Origin of the sequence: Neoluteolibacter marinus (assembly GCF_014904755.1) — a bacterium.
Taxonomy (GTDB): domain Bacteria; phylum Verrucomicrobiota; class Verrucomicrobiia; order Verrucomicrobiales; family Akkermansiaceae; genus Haloferula; species Haloferula marina.
On the sequence record NZ_JACZFQ010000048.1, the window covers coordinates 53,756 to 72,023 of the forward strand.

At 66.4% G+C, this 18,268-nt stretch carries 14 protein-coding genes; 7 read left to right on the plus strand and 7 right to left on the minus strand.

Annotated features, from left to right (window positions below):
• The first annotated feature begins 138 nt into the window (after window positions 1-138).
• Together IG178_RS10970 and IG178_RS10975 are read left to right on the plus strand one after the other, a co-directional pair.
• Window positions 139-3,990, plus strand: coding sequence for a beta strand repeat-containing protein (locus IG178_RS10970; protein WP_193212591.1), 3,852 nt, complete (start codon window positions 139-141; stop codon window positions 3,988-3,990).
• A 118-nt stretch (window positions 3,991-4,108) separates the two neighbouring features.
• Window positions 4,109-5,068 (plus strand): carbohydrate kinase family protein, encoded by a 960-nt coding sequence (locus IG178_RS10975; protein ID WP_193212592.1) that lies wholly within the window; start codon window positions 4,109-4,111, stop codon window positions 5,066-5,068.
• Window positions 5,069-5,078: 10 nt separating this feature from the next.
• Here IG178_RS10975 and IG178_RS10980 read toward each other — a convergent pair whose 3' ends face one another.
• From IG178_RS10980 to IG178_RS10990, 3 genes are read right to left on the minus strand one after another with little or no spacing between them, the layout of a single operon-like run.
• Window positions 5,079-6,944 carry a glycoside hydrolase family 32 protein gene (locus IG178_RS10980; RefSeq protein WP_193212593.1) on the minus strand — a complete coding sequence of 622 codons (1,866 nt, stop codon included), beginning with the start codon at window positions 6,942-6,944 and terminating at the stop codon, window positions 5,079-5,081.
• On the minus strand, window positions 6,941-7,414 hold the full coding sequence (locus tag IG178_RS10985) for a hypothetical protein (RefSeq protein ID WP_193212594.1): 474 nt from the start codon (window positions 7,412-7,414) through the stop codon (window positions 6,941-6,943). Before IG178_RS10985 ends, IG178_RS10980 begins: the two co-directional genes overlap by 4 nt.
• 19 nt (window positions 7,415-7,433) lie before the next feature.
• Entirely contained in the window at window positions 7,434-8,819 is a 1,386-nt protein-coding gene (locus tag IG178_RS10990) for a sugar porter family MFS transporter (protein ID WP_226895313.1), read from the minus strand.
• 110 nt (window positions 8,820-8,929) lie between these two features.
• Here IG178_RS10990 and IG178_RS10995 point away from each other — a divergent pair, with 110 nt between their 5' ends.
• Window positions 8,930-10,054 (plus strand): substrate-binding domain-containing protein, encoded by a 1,125-nt coding sequence (locus IG178_RS10995; protein WP_193212595.1) that lies wholly within the window; start codon window positions 8,930-8,932, stop codon window positions 10,052-10,054.
• 9 nt (window positions 10,055-10,063) lie between these two features.
• Here the strand turns inward: IG178_RS10995 and IG178_RS11000 are convergent, their stop codons facing one another.
• Window positions 10,064-12,127 (minus strand): S9 family peptidase, encoded by a 2,064-nt coding sequence (locus IG178_RS11000; protein ID WP_193212596.1) that lies wholly within the window; start codon window positions 12,125-12,127, stop codon window positions 10,064-10,066.
• Between the two features lie 23 nt (window positions 12,128-12,150).
• On the opposite strand from IG178_RS11000, the gene IG178_RS11005 reads away from it, so the two are divergent.
• From IG178_RS11005 to IG178_RS11015, 3 genes are all read left to right on the plus strand, one after another.
• Window positions 12,151-12,516, plus strand: a complete 366-nt coding sequence (locus IG178_RS11005; RefSeq protein WP_193212597.1) for a hypothetical protein — start codon at window positions 12,151-12,153, stop codon at window positions 12,514-12,516.
• Between the two features lie 260 nt (window positions 12,517-12,776).
• Window positions 12,777-14,237: a hypothetical protein gene (locus tag IG178_RS11010; RefSeq protein WP_193212598.1), complete on the plus strand. Its 1,461-nt coding sequence runs from the start codon at window positions 12,777-12,779 to the stop codon at window positions 14,235-14,237.
• Window positions 14,238-14,300: 63 nt separating this feature from the next.
• Window positions 14,301-14,888, plus strand: coding sequence for a hypothetical protein (locus tag IG178_RS11015; protein ID WP_193212599.1), 588 nt, complete (start codon window positions 14,301-14,303; stop codon window positions 14,886-14,888).
• A 28-nt stretch (window positions 14,889-14,916) separates the two neighbouring features.
• Here the strand turns inward: IG178_RS11015 and IG178_RS11020 are convergent, their stop codons facing one another.
• Together IG178_RS11020 and IG178_RS11025 are read right to left on the minus strand one after the other, a co-directional pair.
• Window positions 14,917-15,096 carry a small secreted protein gene (locus IG178_RS11020; protein WP_193212600.1) on the minus strand — a complete coding sequence of 60 codons (180 nt, stop codon included), beginning with the start codon at window positions 15,094-15,096 and terminating at the stop codon, window positions 14,917-14,919.
• Window positions 15,097-15,135: 39 nt separating this feature from the next.
• Window positions 15,136-16,260, minus strand: coding sequence for a hypothetical protein (locus IG178_RS11025; RefSeq protein WP_193212601.1), 1,125 nt, complete (start codon window positions 16,258-16,260; stop codon window positions 15,136-15,138).
• Between the two features lie 110 nt (window positions 16,261-16,370).
• On the opposite strand from IG178_RS11025, the gene rseP reads away from it, so the two are divergent.
• Window positions 16,371-17,789 carry an RIP metalloprotease RseP gene (gene rseP, locus IG178_RS11030; RefSeq protein WP_193212602.1) on the plus strand — a complete coding sequence of 473 codons (1,419 nt, stop codon included), beginning with the start codon at window positions 16,371-16,373 and terminating at the stop codon, window positions 17,787-17,789.
• 6 nt (window positions 17,790-17,795) lie between these two features.
• Here the strand turns inward: rseP and IG178_RS11035 are convergent, their stop codons facing one another.
• Complete coding sequence (locus tag IG178_RS11035) at window positions 17,796-18,254, minus strand: tRNA (cytidine(34)-2'-O)-methyltransferase (RefSeq protein ID WP_193212603.1); 459 nt, start codon at window positions 18,252-18,254, stop codon at window positions 17,796-17,798.
• Window positions 18,255-18,268: the final 14 nt, after the last annotated feature.

The following is an 18,268-nucleotide window of genomic DNA, read 5'->3' on the forward strand; positions in this document are numbered from 1 at the left end:
CGGCCTGCCGGCTTTGCCGTTGTTGCGGCGAAAGGTCTGACAATCCTCGGGATCATCCAGAGAGCGGCGTCGTTTCCGTCCGCCTTGGAGTTTCGCCCCTTGCCGCGAAATCACGACCCAACCCCACCACGCAAACCCATGAGATATCCATCTTGGATCCCCGTCGCGAACCGGGCCGCCCTTTTCGCAGGACTGGTCCTGGTCCCTCTCGGCTCCCATGCCGCACAACTTGCCTACGAGGGTTTCGACTACCCCGACGGCGCCTCGAACCTGACCTCCATGGACGGCGGGTCGGGCTGGAGCGGCGGCTGGCAGACCGTCAACAACGGCAGCGCCGACGTCATCCTCTCGAGCCTGGCGGCCGGTGCCGCCTCGCCGGCCGGATACGGCGCGCTCTCCACCGGCAACAGCTGCCTGCTTCCCAACCAACGGCGGGTCGGGCGCTTCCTCGACACCTCCAGCAACGGCCCCTTCGGCGCCCGCGGCTACCGCAACGGCAACGGCCACATCGGCGCGGACGGGACCACGCTCTATCTCAGCTTCATGCAGCAGGCGAACGGCACCAGCGCCTACTATGAGTTCGAGTTCCACCGCAACAACCTCGGTGACGGCGGCCGCATCGGCGGCATCGGCAACGACCAGGGCGGCGACAATGTCAACCTCCGCGCCCCCAACGGCACCCACACCTTCATCGGGGCGGGCAACACCACGGTGAACTTCTACGTGGTGCGGATCGATTTCAAACCGGGCAACGACGACGTCTACGTCTACCGCAACCCCACCTCCGCCACCGACCCGGGTCTCGGCGCGGCCACCCTGGCCAAGCCCGGAGCCGCGGACATGTCGTTCAACGGCATCTCCTTCGGGGCCTTCAACAACGGCCGCACGGTCGCCCACGACGAGGTGCGCTTCGGCCAGTCCTGGTCCGATGTCACGCTGCCGGTCCTCGCGGCTCCCGTCTTCGCCAGCCAGCCGCAGGCCGCCGTCACCGGTTTCACCGGCGGCACCATCGGCCTGACCGCAGTCGCCAACGGCTACCCGGAGCCCAGCTACCAGTGGTACAAGGGCAGTGATCCGCTCCCCGGACAAACCTCTTCCACGCTCACCCTCACCGGCCTGCAGGCCGGTGACGCCGGGGCCTACCACCTGGTGGCCACCAACTCGCAGGGCAGCGACCAGAGCGCGGACGCCACCGTGGTCGTCGCGGCCACGCCCGCCGGACTGCTGGCTTACGAGGGCTTCGACTACGACGCCGGGACTTCCAACATGAACGGGAAGTCCGGAGGGCTCGGTTGGGGTGCCGCATGGACCGCCGTCGACAACGGCGGCGGCAACGTCCAGGCCGGCAACCTGACCGCCGGGACCAATGCCCCGAATGGCTATGACACCGAGTCGATGGCCAACAGCTCTTTCATCCCCAACGCCAAGCGCGACGGCCGGCTGCTCGACACCAGCCCCGGCGGACGCTTCGGGACGGCGGGCTACATCGACGGCAACGGCAACATCGGCGCCGACGGCAAGACGATTTACATCAGCTTCCTGCAGCAGCCCGACGGCACCAGCCTGTTCTACGAGTTCGAGTTCCACCGCGGCAGCCTCGGCGACCCGGGCCGCATCGGCGGCATCGGCAACGACACCAACAACCCGACCGTCGGCCTGCGGACCGGCGGCGCGACCACCTACATCGGCCCCGGCAGCACCGGCGTGAACTTCTACGTCGTGCGCATCGACTTCAAGGCCGGCGACGACGATGTCTATGTCTATCAGAACCCCGTTTCCGCGACGGAACCCGGCGTCCCGACCCTCGCCAAGCTGGCCGCGTCGGACATGTCCTTCAACGGCCTTTCGGTCGCCGCCTTCGTCGGAACGCGCACCGTGAAGCACGACGAGATCCGCCTCGGCGAGTCCTGGTCGGACGTGGTCTTCGGCACCAGCCGCCGCGAGCTGACCTGGAACGGTGATAGCGTCTCCAACGTCTGGGATCTCGCCGCGTCCAACTGGGACGACGGCGCCTCAGCCACCCAGTTCGCCGACGGCGACCCGGTGACCTTCGACGACTTCGGCTCCGACAGCCCGGCCGTCAACGTGACCACCGACGTGGCCACCGCGTCGATGACGGTCATCAACGGATCGATCGACTACACCATCGGCGGCACCGGCACGGTGACCTCTTCCGGCGGCTTGACCAAAAACGAAGCCGGCTCCCTCACCTTCACCGCCCCCGCCTCGTTCGGGAGCACGATCACCGTGAATGGCGGCAGCCTGTCGCTGAACGGGACCTCCACCACATCGGGCAATCTCGTGCTGGGCGGCGCATCGGGCGACCTCGCGCTGGGCGGCACCAACACGATCAACGGCAGCCTGCTCGACACCGGCTTCGGCAACCGCACCTTCAGCGGTGACAGCACCCTCGCCGGCCTGACGAGCACCGACGGGGTCTTCAGCTTCACCGGAACCACCAGCTTCACCGGCGACGGATCGGTCATCTGGCTCGGCAACACCGCCGGCACCACCGACGTGACCATCGAGCCGGGAGCGGTCATCAACATCACCGGCGACTACGCCGACGCCCTGGTGCTCGGCCGCGACGGCGGGTCGGGAACGATCACCCAGAACGGCGGCACCGTGACCTACAACCCGTCGAACCGCGACAGCGCCTACCTCGGGGCCAGCGGCAACGTCGCCGGCACCACCGCCAGCTACAACATGGCCGGCGGCATCCTCGACATGAGCAACATGCGGCTCGGCATCGCGCTCGGCGGCGAGCTTGCGGGGGTCACCGCCAGCCTCAACCAAACCGGCGGATCGATCAGCGTGCGCCAGCTGGACATCGGCAGCATCCTGGCCTTCGGTACCGGCACCTACAATCTCGAGGGCGGCACGATGACAATCGGGACCGGCGGCATCCAGTCGACCAACTTCCTCTACACCGTCAACCTCGGCGGCGGCACCCTCGCCGCGGCGGCCGACTGGAGCACGTTGGTCAACATGCAGCTGACCGGAACCGGCGGCGACACCACCATCGACACGGACACCCACACGGTGACCCTGAACGGTTCGCTCGACGGCAGCGCCGGGCTGATCAAAACGGGCGACGGCACGCTGGTGATCGGAGGCTTCAACAGCTTCTCCGGCCCGACCCAGGTCAACGCGGGCACGCTTGCCGGACTCGGCAACAGCGACTTCTCCGCACTCACCGTCGCCGCCGGCGCCGCCGTCGCCCCGGGCATCGGCGGGATCGGCGACTTCTTCTGCGGATCGGCGCTGCTCAATGCCGGCGCCATCCTCGACATCGAGATCGACAGCACCAACGACATCGCCGACAGCTTCGTCTCCTTCGGGCCGATCGACATCTCCGGCGCGACGCTGTCGCTCACCGAAATCGGGGCCGGCATCATTCCCGCCGGCACCGGGCTGACCCTGATCGACTACAGCGGCACCACCCTGACCGGCACCTTCGCCGGCCTGCCACAAGGCGCCACGGTCAATGCCGGGCTCAACAGCTTCACGCTGGACTACAGCCAGGGCTCGCGCGTCACCCTGACCTCGACCACCGTCGCCACCGCCTACGAATCCTGGGCCGCCGACAACGGCCTCGACGGTTCCCCGGGCAAGGACCCGGCCTTCGATGCCGACCCGGAAAACGACGGCGTGGCCAACGGCCTCGAGTGGATCCTCGGCGGCAACCCGCTCGGCCAGGACGGGGCCTCGCTGGTGCAGGCACAGGGCGACGCCGCCACCGGCATCACCCTCACCTTCACCCGCGACGAGGCGTCGCTGGGAAGCGTGGACCTGAGCGTCGAGTACGGCGGCGACCTGGAGAACTGGGGTTCGGCTCCGGTCGAGCAGTTCAGCGGTTCCTACGCCGACGGCATCGATATCACCATCGACGACTTCGCCGCACCGGATGACGTGACCGTGACCATCCCGGCATCGAATGCCATCGACGGCCGCCTGTTCGCACGCTTGAAAGCGGTCGAGGTCGAATGACCTGAACCGGTCCCCGCCGTCCCCTGCGCCGCGGATCCCCGGCGCGGACGGCGGTGGCCCGGAACCACCGGACGGGCCCGCGGGCGGGCCCGTCCTTTCCTTGTCCCACCCTTCATCCATGACTTCTTCCCATCCCAACCCCGCAACATCGGACCTGCCCGGCCCCGCGCCGCGGATCATCGGCATCGGCGAGGTGCTCTGGGATCTCTTCCCGTCCGGCGCCTGCTTCGGCGGCGCGGCCGCGAACTTCGCCTGCCAGGCGGTCCGGTCGGGCGCCCGGGTCTCGCTGCTGAGCGGGCTCGGCCGCGATGCCGCGGGCCGCGAGGCGCGCGCGATCCTCGGCCACTTCGGCGTCGACACCTCGCTCCTCCAGGAGGTTCCCGGCCACCCGACCGGCACGGTGCGGGTCACGCTCGACGCGGAAGGGAAGCCCGTGTTCACCATCGGCGAGGACTCCGCCTGGGATCACGTCGCGTGGTCGGCGGACCTCGCGGACCGCTTGCCCCGCACGGATGCGATCTATTTCGGCACCTTGTCGCAGCGCTCGATCGAAACCCGCTCGACCATCCGCCAGGCCCTCGCCTTGGCGGCGGAGGCCGGCTTGGCCCGGGTGCTCGATGTCAACCTCCGCGCCCCCTACTTCGACCGCATGATGATCCGTGATTCCGTCGGGCTGTGCAGCGTGCTGAAGCTGAGCGAGGAGGAATTCCCGCTCGTCCTCGAGGCCTGCGGCATCCCTGCCGGAGATCCCGAGGATTCCGCTCTCCGCCACCTGCTAGAAAAGGAGAACCTCGACCTCGTCGCCATGACCCGCGGCGCGGACGGCGCGGTGCTGGTCTCGCGCGACGAAACCATCGTCCAGCCGGGCATCCCGATCCGGGTCGCCGACACGGTCGGGGCCGGCGACGCCTTCACCGCCGCCCTCCTCACCGGGTGGTTGAAAGGCCGGCCGCTGCGGGAGATCGCCGCGACGGCCTGCGAGACCGCCGCCGCCGCCTGTTCCCACGCCGGGGGCATCCCGCCCTACCCCGCGCTGACGGAGACCGAACCTCCGCGCACCAACCGCTGCGCCGGCTGAACCGGCAGGATCACTTCTCCCAGATCGACTTCAGTTCGTGGAGCTCGATCGACTTCAGCTCCACCGTGCCTCCTTGCGCGGTGACCGTCAGTCCTTCGGCCGACGGCTGGAAGTAGCGGGTGCACGAATACTCGCCGTCGTTGGCGAAGGTTTCGACCGAGGCGCGGTCGAGCAGGATCTCGAGGTTGCGCACCGGCCCCTGTGTCGCGTGCGTGCCGTTGCCCGAATCGACCGCCGACGTGGTCACCGTCACCGGATGCCCCCTCAGGCTGAACTCAAGCCGCGATCCTTCCGGGATGCTGACCTCCGCCTTGAGATGAAAGAGCTCCCCCGCTCCGGCGAGCTGGAGCTTCCCTCCGGCTTCCAAGGTACGAGAGTTCCAGTTTTTCCCGGCACCGTGGAGTTTTTCGATCTCGCGGACCGGATTGCGGAACAGCCGCAGGCCCGCAGGTGTCTCGTGCAAGGTCAGCTCGCAGGGAAAGGACACCTGCTGGCTGAACGGCATGCCGGGAAAGTCCGATCCACGCATCCACGCCAACTGGATCCGGCGGCCGTCCGCCTTGTCGGTGTTGTCAAAGGTCTGGGTCGCGTAGAAATTGTGCCCGCCGAGGTCGCTGGTATACCGCGGGGTCTCCTCCTTGAACTCCCGCCCGTCGAAGGTTCCGAGGGAATACTTCCCGTCCGCGTGGATCAGCGCCCACTTCTTCACCGACGGCTTGCCGACGACCGGCAGCTCGAAGAAGTCGGGACACTCGAAGGCATCCGGGATCGGATGATGCTCATCTTTCCAATCGAGCAGGTTGGTCGAGGTGAAGACGTGATACTTGCCGTGCCCGTAGAGGATCATCACCCAATGCTTCCCGGGCTCGTACCAGAAGACCTTCGGGTCGCGCTCGGGGAACTCGAGGATCGGGTTCTTCTCGTAATTCGTCCACGTGCGCCCGTGATCGAGGCTGTAGGAAATGCCGTGGACCGGTGCGTTCCTCGACCAGAACGCCACCATCGGCGGGTTGTCCTTGTCCGGCGAGAGACCGGAACTGTTGGCGTAGTCGATCACGCAGGTGCCCGACTGGACCGCGCTGTCGAGCCACTCCTCCCAGAAGGCCGGCTCCAGTTCCTCCCAGTGGATCAGGTCGCGGCTGACCGCGTGGATCCAGCACTTGTTCCAGCGCTGGGCGAACAGGTGATACTCGCCGTCGTAGTAGACCATGCCGTTGAGATCGTTCAGCCACCCGTCCTGGCGCATTCCCGGGTTCAGGCGGTCCATCGTCCACTGCCGCGCGGTGAAGTGAAACTGCGGCCGCAGCGGCTCCTGATAGAGCGGAAAGGTCACCACCGGTGGCACCGGCGGCTCGTCGGTCTGCACCAGGTCATCGACCAGGAGATGCCCCCATCCGCCCGGCGCCTCGTCGACCAGCTCGATCCGCGCTTCCTTCCCCAGCCATCGCGAAACATCCCAGCTCGCGGCGTACATCGCGTCGGAGTTCCGGCCGGTCGCGCTTTTGACGATCTTGCCCCCAACCGTCAGGTTCATGCAACAGTGGCGCTCGTAGTCGCCGCCGCCGATCCGGTACGAGATGAACTTCCGCTCGATCTTGAATGGCGGCGAGACCAGGCGGCCGGTGGGCCGGTCATTGCCCGTGCCGCGCCCCGCGTCGAGGTTCTCGCTGCAGGCAACCCCCTTGCCCGCGCCGTTGGTGATCTCGAGCGCTGGCCAGGCATCCTTTCCCGCCGGACCCGCCTTGAACGCGTCGCCGCTCGCCTCCCAGTTGCCGTAGTCTGACGATTCGAAGTCGGCGATCGAAAGGTCCTCCGCGCCCTGCACGGGCAGCAGCAGGAGGGAGATTACGGCATAGGCGGAACAGGGTATTTTCATGAGGAGATCGTTTGGAGTTGGAAGCTCATCTGGTCTTCGGGAACGCGGAGTTCGAGCTCGTCGCCGTAGCCGAGTCCGTCGAGGAAAGGCAGCAGCAGCTCGAGGACATCGGGGTCCTGCAGGTGCTCCGGCTTCGTCTCCGGGTGCGGGTAGTAGATCCACCCCGCCACCGGCGGACCGCCGCGGTGGCGAACCTCGACGTCGAAGAACGAGAAGTCCTCGGCCGGTTCAACCGGATGCCACTTCACCCGGCGGAAGGTGTGACGCGCCCCGCCCACGAGGTAGCGCCACGGCGCGATGCTGACATTGACCGTGCCGGGGTGGAACGCCGCGAGGTCGAGGCCCCGCTCGCGGAAAAACGGCTGCTGCATGCGCAGGGTTCCGCCGGGAAAGCGCGGGTTGCCATTGAGGCCGGAAGCCACCCGGTGACCGGGGACGACGCGTGCGGGAATGATCGGGCTGGAGGGCATGGCGGATCGACTTGGGAAACTAGAGGGTCTTCTCCATGTCTTCGAGGGCGACCTGCTTCGTCTCCGGAAACAGGAAGCCGACGACCAGAAGCTGGACCACCATCATCGCGGCGAAGAACGCGAAGGGGAAGCCGGCACCCGGCTCGCCGACGTCGCGGGCCAGCAGCGGGAAGGTCCACGACACCAGCATCGCCATGAACCAGTGCGTGAAGCTGCCGAGCGTCTGCCCCTTGCCGCGCACCGCCGTCGGGAAAATCTCGCTGATGAACACCCAGATCACCGCGCCCTGGCCGAAGGCATGGCAAACGACGAAGCCGCCCAGCAACCAGACCAGCCAGCCGCCGTGCGCGGTGCCGCTGAAGATCCAGGCCACCAGCGCGAGCGCGGTCCCGCATCCCGCGGTGCCCCACATGAGCAGCGGCTTGCGGCCCGCCTTGTCGATGATCGCCATGCCCACGAGTGTGGCGATGAGGTTCGCCGTGCCGAGCAACACCGGCTGCAGCGCGCTGGAGTCCTTGCTGAAACCCGCCATCGCGAAAATCGTATCCGCATAGTACCAAAGCGCGTTGATCCCTCCGAGCTGGTTGAACATCGCCACCGCCACCGCGAGGAAGACCGGCCGCGCGTGCGCTTTCACGAACAAGGGCGCCGAGCGCTTCCCCTGCTCGCCGTGGAGCGAATTGCGGATCACCGCGACCTGCGCGCCGGTGTCGGCGACGCCGATCCTCCGCAGCACGCCTTCCGCTTCCCCGTCCTTCCCGGTCATCACCAGCCAGCGCGGGCTGCGGGGGATGAAGAACAGCAGGACGAGGAACGCCAGCGACGGCAAGGCCTGGACGCCAAGCTTCCACCGCCACTCGACCGCGCCGAGGTCGAGCTGGCCGATCAGGTAGTTCGAGAAATAAGCGACCAGAACCCCGATCACGATGTTGCCCTGGAAGCAGGCGACCAGGCGGCCGCGCCACGACGCCGGGGCAATCTCGGCAAGGTACATCGGGCCCAGCACCGAGGTCGCGCCGACCGCGATCCCGCCGAGGATCCGCGCGGCGACGATCATCCACAGTCCCGACGCCAGCGCGCAGCCGAGCGCGCAGAGGAGGTAGAACGCCGCGGCGACCTTGAGGCAGTCGCGCCGGCCGAAGCGGTCGCCCGGCCGCGCCGCCGCCAGGGATCCGATCGCCGCCCCGATCAAGGCCGAGGCGGTCATGAATCCCTGCTCATTCGCGGTGAGCTGGAACAGCGCCTTCAGCTGGTCCTGGCAGCCGGAGATGACCGCGGTGTCGAAGCCGAACAGCAATCCGCCCAACGCCCCGACCAAAGTCGCCCCCAGCAGCGCGGCGGAGAGCTTCACCGGCCGGGAGACCTCCGCGGAAACCGGGGCATGATCAGGTTGCGATGCGTTCATGGCAGGCCCGAGCTTCGCCATGAGCCGCTTTCCCGGGCAACCGGGCAATTGACAGATCCGACAAAACCGGACTTGTCTGATCTCCAGGCAGAACTGACAGCTTTCGAAAAGTGGACAGCACCACCAAACACCGCACCGTCGCCCGCGAGCTCGCCGGCGAGATCCTCGCGGGCAAGTACCGGCAAAGCGGCCGGCTGCCCAGCGAGACCCAGCTGGTCAAGCGTTTCGGGGTCTCGCGGCCAACCATCGGGCGGGCCCTCCGCACACTCCAGGACGACGGCCTGATCGAGCGCCGCGCGGGTTCAGGCACCTATGTCCGGTCGGACAAGTCGCGTGCGGCCACCGGTCATGCCACCCGCGCCCAAATCGGCATGATCGTGCCCAGCCTCCGCCAGACCGAGATCTTCGAGTCGATCTGCGGCGAACTCGCCAGCCTCGCCCGGGTCCACGACTACGGCTTGTGCCTGGACGCCAGCACCCCGCCGGGAACCGAGGCGAAGATGACCGTCGAGGAGGCCGAGACCCTCTGCGCCCGCTTCATCGAAAGCGGGGTTGCCGGGGTCTTCTTCGTCCCCTTCGAGCACCAGGCCGACCGCGAGGCATCGAACCGGCGGATCACCGAGCGGCTGCGCCAGGCCGGCATCCCGGTGGTCCTGATCGACCGCGACATCGGCCCCTTCCCCACCCGCAGCGAATACGACCTCGTCGGGGTGGACAACTTCGCCGGCGGCTACCTGCTCGCCAGCCACCTGATCAAGCTGGGCATGAAACGTCTCGGCTACGTGACCCGGCCGCTCACCGCATCGACGGTCGACGCCCGCATCGCCGGCGCACGGATCGCGATGCTCGACCACGGCCTGGAATGCCGCCAGCCCTTCGTTCACTCCGGCGTTCCGACCGACCTGAAATTCGTCCGCCGTTTCGCCCAGGGCCGGAACCTCGACGCCGTCCTCTGCACCAGCGACCACATCGCCGCGCAGCTCCTCCAGTCGCTGAACCGCATCGGCGTCAGGGTGCCCCAGGACCTGCGGGTGGTCGGCTTCGACAACGTGCGCTTCGCCAGCCTGCTGACGGTCCCGCTGACGACGATGGAGCAGCCCTGCCGCGACATAGCCCTCACCGCCTTCAACGCCCTGCAGGAGAGGATCGCCAGCTCCACCCTGCCGCCCCGGACCCTGATGACGACCCCGCGGCTGGTGGTGCGCGAAAGCTGCGGCGCCTACCTGCATCCATGAGGCTCCCGGTCAGCGCGGCCCGCCGAGGTGATCCTTGAAAAAGTCGACGCGCCGGCGCTGCGCATAGCGGTCCTCGCCGCCGCCATGGTTGCGGCCGGTCATCGGCAGGAACTCGAAGTCCTTGTCGGCGTCGATCAGCGCGTTGATCACCTGGTAGGTCGACGACGGGTCGACGTTGGTGTCCACCTCGCCGACGGTGAGCAGCAGCGCGCCCTTGAGGTTCTTCGCGTGGGTGACGTTCGAGTTGTCGGCGTACTCCGGTCCCGGCGGCCAGTCCATCCACTGCTCGTTCCACCACAGCTTGTCCATGCGGTTGTCGTGGCACCCGCAGTCGGCGGCGGCGGCCTTGTAGAAGTCGCCGTGGAACAGCAGCGCGCCGAGGGCATTTTGGCCGCCGGCCGAACCGCCGAAGATGCCGACGCGGCCGAGGTCCATCTGCGGGACCTCCTTCGCCGCGGCCCTCAGCCAGGCGATGCGGTCGGGAAAGCCCGCGTCCTTGAGGTTCTTGTAGCAGAAATGGTGGAACTCCGCGCAGCGGTTGGCGGTGCCCTTGCCGTCGATCTGGACGACGATGAACCCGTTGACCGCGACCTCGTGGCGCGGTGCGAGCCACGGGTTCCAGGCTTTCGGAACAAAGGAGTCCTGCGGGCCCGCGTAGATGTACTCGACCACCGGATACTTCTTCGACGCGTCGAAGCCGGGCGGCAGGCAAATGACGCCGTGGATGTCGAACCTGCCGTCGCGGTCCTTCGCGACGAAGGGCCGGGGCAGCGGCCAGCCGGTGGCGCGGAGCTGCGAATCATCCGCCTCGGCAAGGGTGGCGACCAGGCTGCCGTCCGCCCACTTGCGCAGCTCGGTGACCGGCGCGTGGTCCACCCGTGACCACCGGCAGGTGTAGTATTTCCCGCCGGGAGAGCGCGCGAAGCGGTCGTGCGTGCCATCCGCCGCGGTGAGCGGGACCAGCTTGCCGGTGTCGATCGAGACGCGGGCGAAGTGGATGAAATAGGAGTCCTGGCCCTGGTAGCAGCCGGAGATCTTCAGCAGCACCTCGCGCTTGTCCTCGTCCACCGCCACGACCGCGCGGACGATCCATTCCCCCTTGGTGACCTGGCGCTTGGTCGAGCCGTCGCGGCCGTCGAGCAGGTAGAGGTGCTTCCAGCCGTCGCGCTCCGACATCCACAGGATCTCGTCGCCGTCGTTGAGGTCGTGGCGGAAGGAATTACCGCTGACGAACACGAAGGTGTCGCTTTCCTCGCGCACCAGCACCCGCTGGCGGCGGGTCGAGCTGTCGATCTCGATGACGTTGTGCTTGCCGAAGCCGCGTTCGACGAACTCGAAGGTCAGCCGTTTCGAGTCCCCGCGCCAGGCGAGCCGGTTGCATTCGTAGGGATCCCGGATCAGCTCCGGGTCAGCGGCGAGCGGCTCTTCCTTGCCGGTGAAAAAGATCCACGGGGCACGGGTGTCGATGACATCGCCCGGTTTCGGGTAGCGGTTGGTGAAATGCTTCGGCTGCAACTGGTCCTTCGGCGAGGACTCGATGTAGTGGACCAGCCGTTCCTCGACATCCTTGTTTTTCCACATCGCGAAGCGCGTCGAGTCGGGCGCCCACAAGGGTTCACCGCCGAAGCGACCGTCGCCGTCATTCTTCGCGAGTTCGCGCTCCGTGCCGTCCCGGCCGTCCTTCAGCTTCACCGCCCCGTCACGGAGCGACACCTGCCACCGGCCGTCGGGCGAGGTCCAGGACCCGCGCGGCGCCCGGCCCGGTCCCCTGCCTTGCCGCCGGCGGCGGTCGGGACGCTCCGGAGCCGGCGGCGCTTCCCCTTCGGCGGCGGCCACCGCTTTCCCGAGCGCCGGATCCATCTTCATCAGCTGCTTGCCGGCGGCGGAGTCGAGGGTGAAATAGAGCGTCGAGTCATCGTCGGTCCACGTGATCTCCAGCGCTTCGTTCAGCACCGGGGTCTTCGCCACGCCGTACCAATGCCCGGTCAGTTCATTGAAACGCGAAAGCTCCCCGTGGTCGGCCCGGGCGACCATCGCGGACAGCAGGATGAGGAGGACTGGACGGAATCTCATGACGGGAATAGCGCTAGGGAACGATGAATCTGCGGCACTCCGATCAGCCATTCCATCCTTTGTCCGGTTTGCGGCTGAAACTGCAGCAGGCAGTCGGGAAAGCATCCATTTCCGCCACCCTCGCGATCCTCCTCCTGCTTGCCGCATCGTCCTGTGGAACTCCTGCTGATCCCGCAGCCCCGCCTGCCTCCGGCTGGGCCGGCAACGACACCGCCGCCTACCGCAGCGGCCACGGCGACGGCAGCCGCGACCGGCGGATGAACCGGCCTTTCCAACCGCAGCAGCATCCGGATTTCCGGAGCGACGACTACTTGCGCGGCTACCAGGCCGGCTTCGACCACCCCCACGACAACCCCTGGAACAAGTGCCGCGCTTCCCACCGGCTTTGAATTCTCGCCCGCGCCGCCCCTCAGTCCGAACCCTTCATCTGGACTCTCTTATTGTTGGAGTCCTATGACTTATGACGATTTTTCCAACTTTACACCCGATGCCACATAATCTTGGTGCCGGACTTGAAAATATCTTCTAACGAGTTTGAGAGGTCGCAGAAAAATAACATATTCTTGGTTGCAGGTAATTTCATGCTCGGATAGTTGGGGCAATGTCGATGCACACGATGCTATCTAAATTCCTTGCCACCGCTTCACTTGTGGCTGCCGCACAAGCTGAAGTTCTCGTCTATAGTGCTGTCTGGAAAGAGCGCGGGGTCAACGCTCCGGAAGGCACCATCCTTTCCAATCCCGGAACGGTGGCAGCCACCCATGGCTACCTGATTTTCGACACCAGCATCTTCAGCGACACACCGGGACCTGGTACCCTGATCGAGTACCGCGACATCCGAGAAGCCGGCATCGTCGACAAGATCTACACTATCAACAGCGATTTCCGCGCGTTCAGTGCCGATCAGGTCGAAGGCGCGAGCGGCAGCCGCCGGGTCTATGGCCAGGTTTATGCTCCGGTCTATATCGCCGACGCCAGCAGCACGTCTCTCAGCTTCTCCGGAAACTCCGTGGGTGCAGGAGCCCCCACCCGCCTCACCATGGACAATGCAGTGGTGCAGACCGGTGCCGCCGATGGCTTGACCGGACCCTTGATTCTCACCAATGGCGGCACGATCCAACGGTCCGTCATCAGCGGCAGCGCGACCAAGATGAAGGTGAGGGCCTCCACCATCGCTGGAGCCACCGCAGAACTCACGGCGCGCCTGCAGCGGTCGGGATACGATCGTGCCGCGGTGGTCCCGGTGATCACCGCCGACCTGCCGGCCACCCTCGCCCTGCAGGACGGCCAATCCCAGCTGCTCGGTGTCACGCTGAGCGCCGATGTCTTCCCGACACCAAGCTACCGCTGGTACAAGGATGACGTCGCGGTCTCTGCTGCCAACGGTGGCACTTCCGCCAACCTTACCGTGACCGGCGGCAGCGCAGTGAACGGCCCCGGCACTTATCGCGTCGAAATCTCGACTTCGGCGGGCACCGTCATCAGCGGCGATGCGGTCGTCAGCGCCTTGGCCAATGCCTTCACCACCGATCTGCCTGCGACGCAGCCGCTGGTCGGCGCGAACTCCGCGGTCCTCAGCGTGGTTCTCGATCCGCTGCCGGTCACAGCGCCGACCTACCAGTGGTACAAGGGCGCCGTCGCCGTGGCCGCAGCCAACGGCGGAAATGATGCGACCCTCACCGTCATTGGCGGAGAAGCCGCCACCAGCGCCGGCGTCTACCGGGTCGAAGTGACGAATTCCGCCGGCACACTGGTGAGCTCCAACTGCACCGTCTCGGTCGGAGCGGCCGGAAGCAACTTCGCCTTCACCACCAACGTGCCCCGTGCCGTTTCGGTGGCATTTGCCGGCACCAGCGTGCTGTCGCCAGTCGTCAATGCCTCGGCCAACCCCGCCGTCGCCTCCCGCCAGTGGTTCAAGGCGAGCCTCGCCAACCCCACGGTGTTCACCGCAATCGCGGCAGGGGATGGCGGAACCTCGGCCACCTACACGGTCACCGGCAACAACTCCGCCATCAACGGCCCCGGGATCTACCGCATGGTTGCCACCAGCACCGGCGCAACACCCCAGGTGATCACGACCGTGAATTGCACGGTCACCACGGCCCCCTGACCACCGGCTAACACTGATTCATTCAACCCGCCAAGTCCCGGACTTGGCGGGTTCTTTTTTCCCATGAAGACCTCGACAACCCTCATTGCCGCTTCGGCCTCGGTAGCCGTAGCCCTCGGAATCGCCATTCTCCGCAGCGATCCGGTGGAATCCCGGGACGGCAATGCCGGCGATCTGGCGACGGTTCGCGGTTCGACGGGGGACACGATGGCGTCCCCCGGAACCCGCCCGACGACCCGGCTGACTCGCCCCCCGGTGGATCCGGAATCACCGGCGGCCAAGCAATTGAAGCTCCTTTGTGCCCGCGGTCATGCCAAGGAGCTCCTGGTCGCACTGGAACGCCTGTCCCAAAGCCAGGACGCCAGGGAGTGGCAGGACGTTTCGGAGGTCCTCCAGCAACAGATCACCAAGGAAGGGCGTCCCGATGTGGCCGCTTACTTGCTGGCAACGGGCCACGGTGCCCCCGACGGGATCGGCCTGCAATTATACGCCGCGGCACTCGACAATCCCGACGACACCATCCGCGAGTCCGCCAGACTTGAGCTGCTGAATCTCTCGGGCCGAGAGTTCGACTCGGGCGAAGAGGCGAGGAACTGGCTTGCCTCCCAGCCGTCGTCTCCCAACGAAGGGGAATTCCCGGATTACGAATGACTCCCGGGGCCGGCTGGACCGCCGCGGGTCAGTAGGTCGGCAGCGTGTCCTGCGACTGCTCTTGCTGACCGTCCCAGGTGCGGCCGTGCGCCTTGTTTTCCATGCCCGTGCCCAGTTGGCGAAGGTCGCGACCGAAGCCGATCGCGGTGTTGCAAGAGCTCAGGGAAACGACGCCGGCGAGGGCCAGCACAACGGACAACTTCTTCATGGCCGACGTGTTACCGCGGATTTCCACGGATGCAATCGTCTAATTTCCCTTAAGTTCTTTTCGGATGTTCACGATCCCTTCGCGAATCTCGAAGATCGAGTCCTTGAGCGCCTCGAGCGCCCGACAGTGGTCGTTGTCCTCCGCTTCCTCGATCAGGGCCGTGCAGGCGGCGAGGGCATCGTTGACGAATCCGAAGGTGCGCTTGAGCTGGGCGAGGATGAAACCGGTCTCCGGCCGGTAGCTGCCGTTGAGTGCCCCCGCCAGCTTGCAGCCGACCATCATCAGCATCTGGTTGAGCTTCACCGCCTCCGGGTGCTCCTTGATCGGCTGGGTCAGGTCGATCCCGCGCAGCACGACCTCGTGGGCCATCCCCTGCAGCGGGTGCGGCTCCCCCATGAACTCCTCGGCCCAGTCGATTTCCTCCTCCTGCCACTCGTCGCCGTCGGGCGGTGGGACGAATTCGGGCAGCCCCTCGCTCTTGCGCGCCAAGGCGTCGAGCAGGCCGTCCCAGCTCATCGCAAAGGCCTCCTTGCGCTCGGCATCCGGATCGTCGCGGTATTTTTCGCGGACCTGCTGAAAGGCCACCGACATCCGCTCAGACTCCTTGAGGCGCTCTTCCCAGCGGTACTCGTCCTCCGGCTCCCCGGTCGGCGGCTCGACCCGCTGGACGTCGCGGCTCACGGAATCCCGCATTGCTTGCATGTTGGCCTGCTTCTGCGCCTGCTCCGCATCCTCGTCCATCACCCACTCGCGGTCGGAGAGGTCGATCTCGAAATCGTATAGCTCCAGGAAAACCCGGCCATCGGCTTCGCTGAACCATTCCAGGTAAAGCGCGCTGCGCCATGAGAACGGCAGGTCTTCCACGCGCGTTCCGGGCGGCGGGCTCTCGCCTTCCGCCAGCTCTGGCACCTTGCACTTCCGCGAGGCGGTCATGTCGCCGATCATTCCCCGCTGCGTCCTCGCAAGGTCGAGACCTTCCTGAGCGCGCGGCGCCGGATTGCTGAAGCTCAGCCGCAGCCCCGCCAGGTCACGCCAGCAGTCGCCCTCCAGCTCCAGCTCCATCGGTGCCTCCCTCCCGATCAACCACACCCGGCCCGCGGTCTTGCCCTCGACGGTGTTGTCGAGTTCGCCGCGCACCACGGCGTGATCGATTTTCCAAGCCATGTCGTAGAGACTCGGACCTCCCGGCGGGTGGCGTCAATGCTGTTGGATGGCGGTATTGTTTAACTTCTTGAAGCAACCACCTCCTCGGCTACGCTACGCTCATCATCCTCATGGCAGCCCTCAGCAACGTCCCCCAGATCGCGCTTCTGATCATCGTGGTCATCGTGATCTTCAACACGATCATTTTCGTCCACGAGCTCGGGCACTTCTGGGCCGCGAAATGGCGCGGGCTCAAGATCGACCGTTTCCAGATCTGGTTCGGCAAGCCGATCTGGAGCAAGACCATCAACGGCGTGCAGTACGGCCTGGGCTGGATCCCCGCCGGCGGTTTCGTCGCGCTGCCGCAGATGGCACCGATGGAGAGCATCGAAGGCGGCAACCTGGACAAGGAACCGCTGCCGCCGATCACCCCGCTCGACAAGATCATCGTCGCCTTCGCCGGACCGCTGTTTTCCTTCCTGCTCGCGCTGACCGCGGCGGTGGGCGTCTACATCGTCGGCAAGCCGAAGGATTTCGCACCAACCCAGGTGATCGCCGAGGTCCTGCCCGACAGCCCCGGCGACAAGGCCGGTCTCAAGGCCGGCGACAAGATCACCCACATCAACGGGAAGGCCGTCAACGGGTGGGACGGGCGCCTCGACAGCATCTTCATGCAGATCGTCACCAGCGAAGGCGATGACATCGATTTCACGGTCGAGCGCCCGGGTGAAAGCGCCCCGCTGACCCTGACCTCGCACTTCGACATTCCCGAGACCTTGTGGTGGCAGCGCAAGGGTCTGCGCCAGGTTGGCATTGCCCCGGAGTCCGGTTGGGTTTTGATCACCTCGGTGATGCCCGGCAGCCCGGCGGCCGCGGCCGGAATCGAGGAGATGGACCGCGTCGTCAGTGTCGACGGCAACGAGTACAAGACCCTCGATGAAGTCCGGGACTACATTCGTTCCCGCGGCGAGCAGCCAATTGCCTTCGTGCTTGAGCGGAAGAAGGAGCTGCTGAACTTCACCATCCAACCCAAGGTCCCGATCAAGCCGGAAGGCCAGCAGGCGATGATCGGGGTGGGATTCGACGAGTCGCCGGTCTACGAGAAGACCATCATCCACCCCAAGCCGCTCGAGCAGATCTCCGACACGGTTGAGATGATGTGGGTCACCATCACCCGGGTGATTTCCCCCAGCTCCAGCCTCGGCGTCCAGCACCTCAGCGGCCCGGTCGGCATCGCCCGGCTGCAGTACCGCATGCTCAACATGGACCACCCCTGGCAGCGCATCCTCGGCTTCATGGTGCTGCTCAACATCAACCTCGCCATCCTCAACATGCTGCCCTTCCCGGTGCTGGACGGCGGTCACATCACGCTGGCGCTGGCCGAGGCGGTCGCCGGCCGGCCGGTGAAAGCGAAGGCCCTGGAGTTCGTCCAGATGGGCTTCGCGATGCTGCTCTTCGGCCTGATGATCTTCGTCACCACCAAGGATATCAGCGACGGCATCCGGCCCGGCGGTGAAAAGGGCGCCGAGTACGTCTTCCCCGAAAGCTGAGCCGAATCAGAGGATCCCGCCCTGGCGCACCGCCTCGTAGAGCGTGATCGCGATCGCGGTCGAGAGGTTCAGGCTGCGGGTGCCACCCTCCGCCATCGGGATCCGCACCGCCTGCTCGCCGGCACCGCTGACCATCGCCTCGGGCAGCCCCTTGCTTTCACGGCCGAAGACCAGGTAGTCGCCGTCGCGAAAGCCGGCATCCCAATGCGACCGGCGGGCCTTGGTGCTCAGGTACCAGAACCGCGCCGCCGGATCGGCCGCGGCTGTCAGTTCCCCGAAATCCTCCCACACCCGCAGGTCGACATCCTGCCAGTAGTCGAGCCCGGTGCGGCGGACGTGCTTATCGTCGAGCGAGAAGCCCAGCGGCTTCACCAGGTGCAAGCGCGAGCCGGTGGCCAGCGCCAGCCGGCCGGCAGCCCCGGCATTGTGCGGGATTTCAGGGGCGACGAGGACGATGTGGAGCATGGGAGAAATCGGTG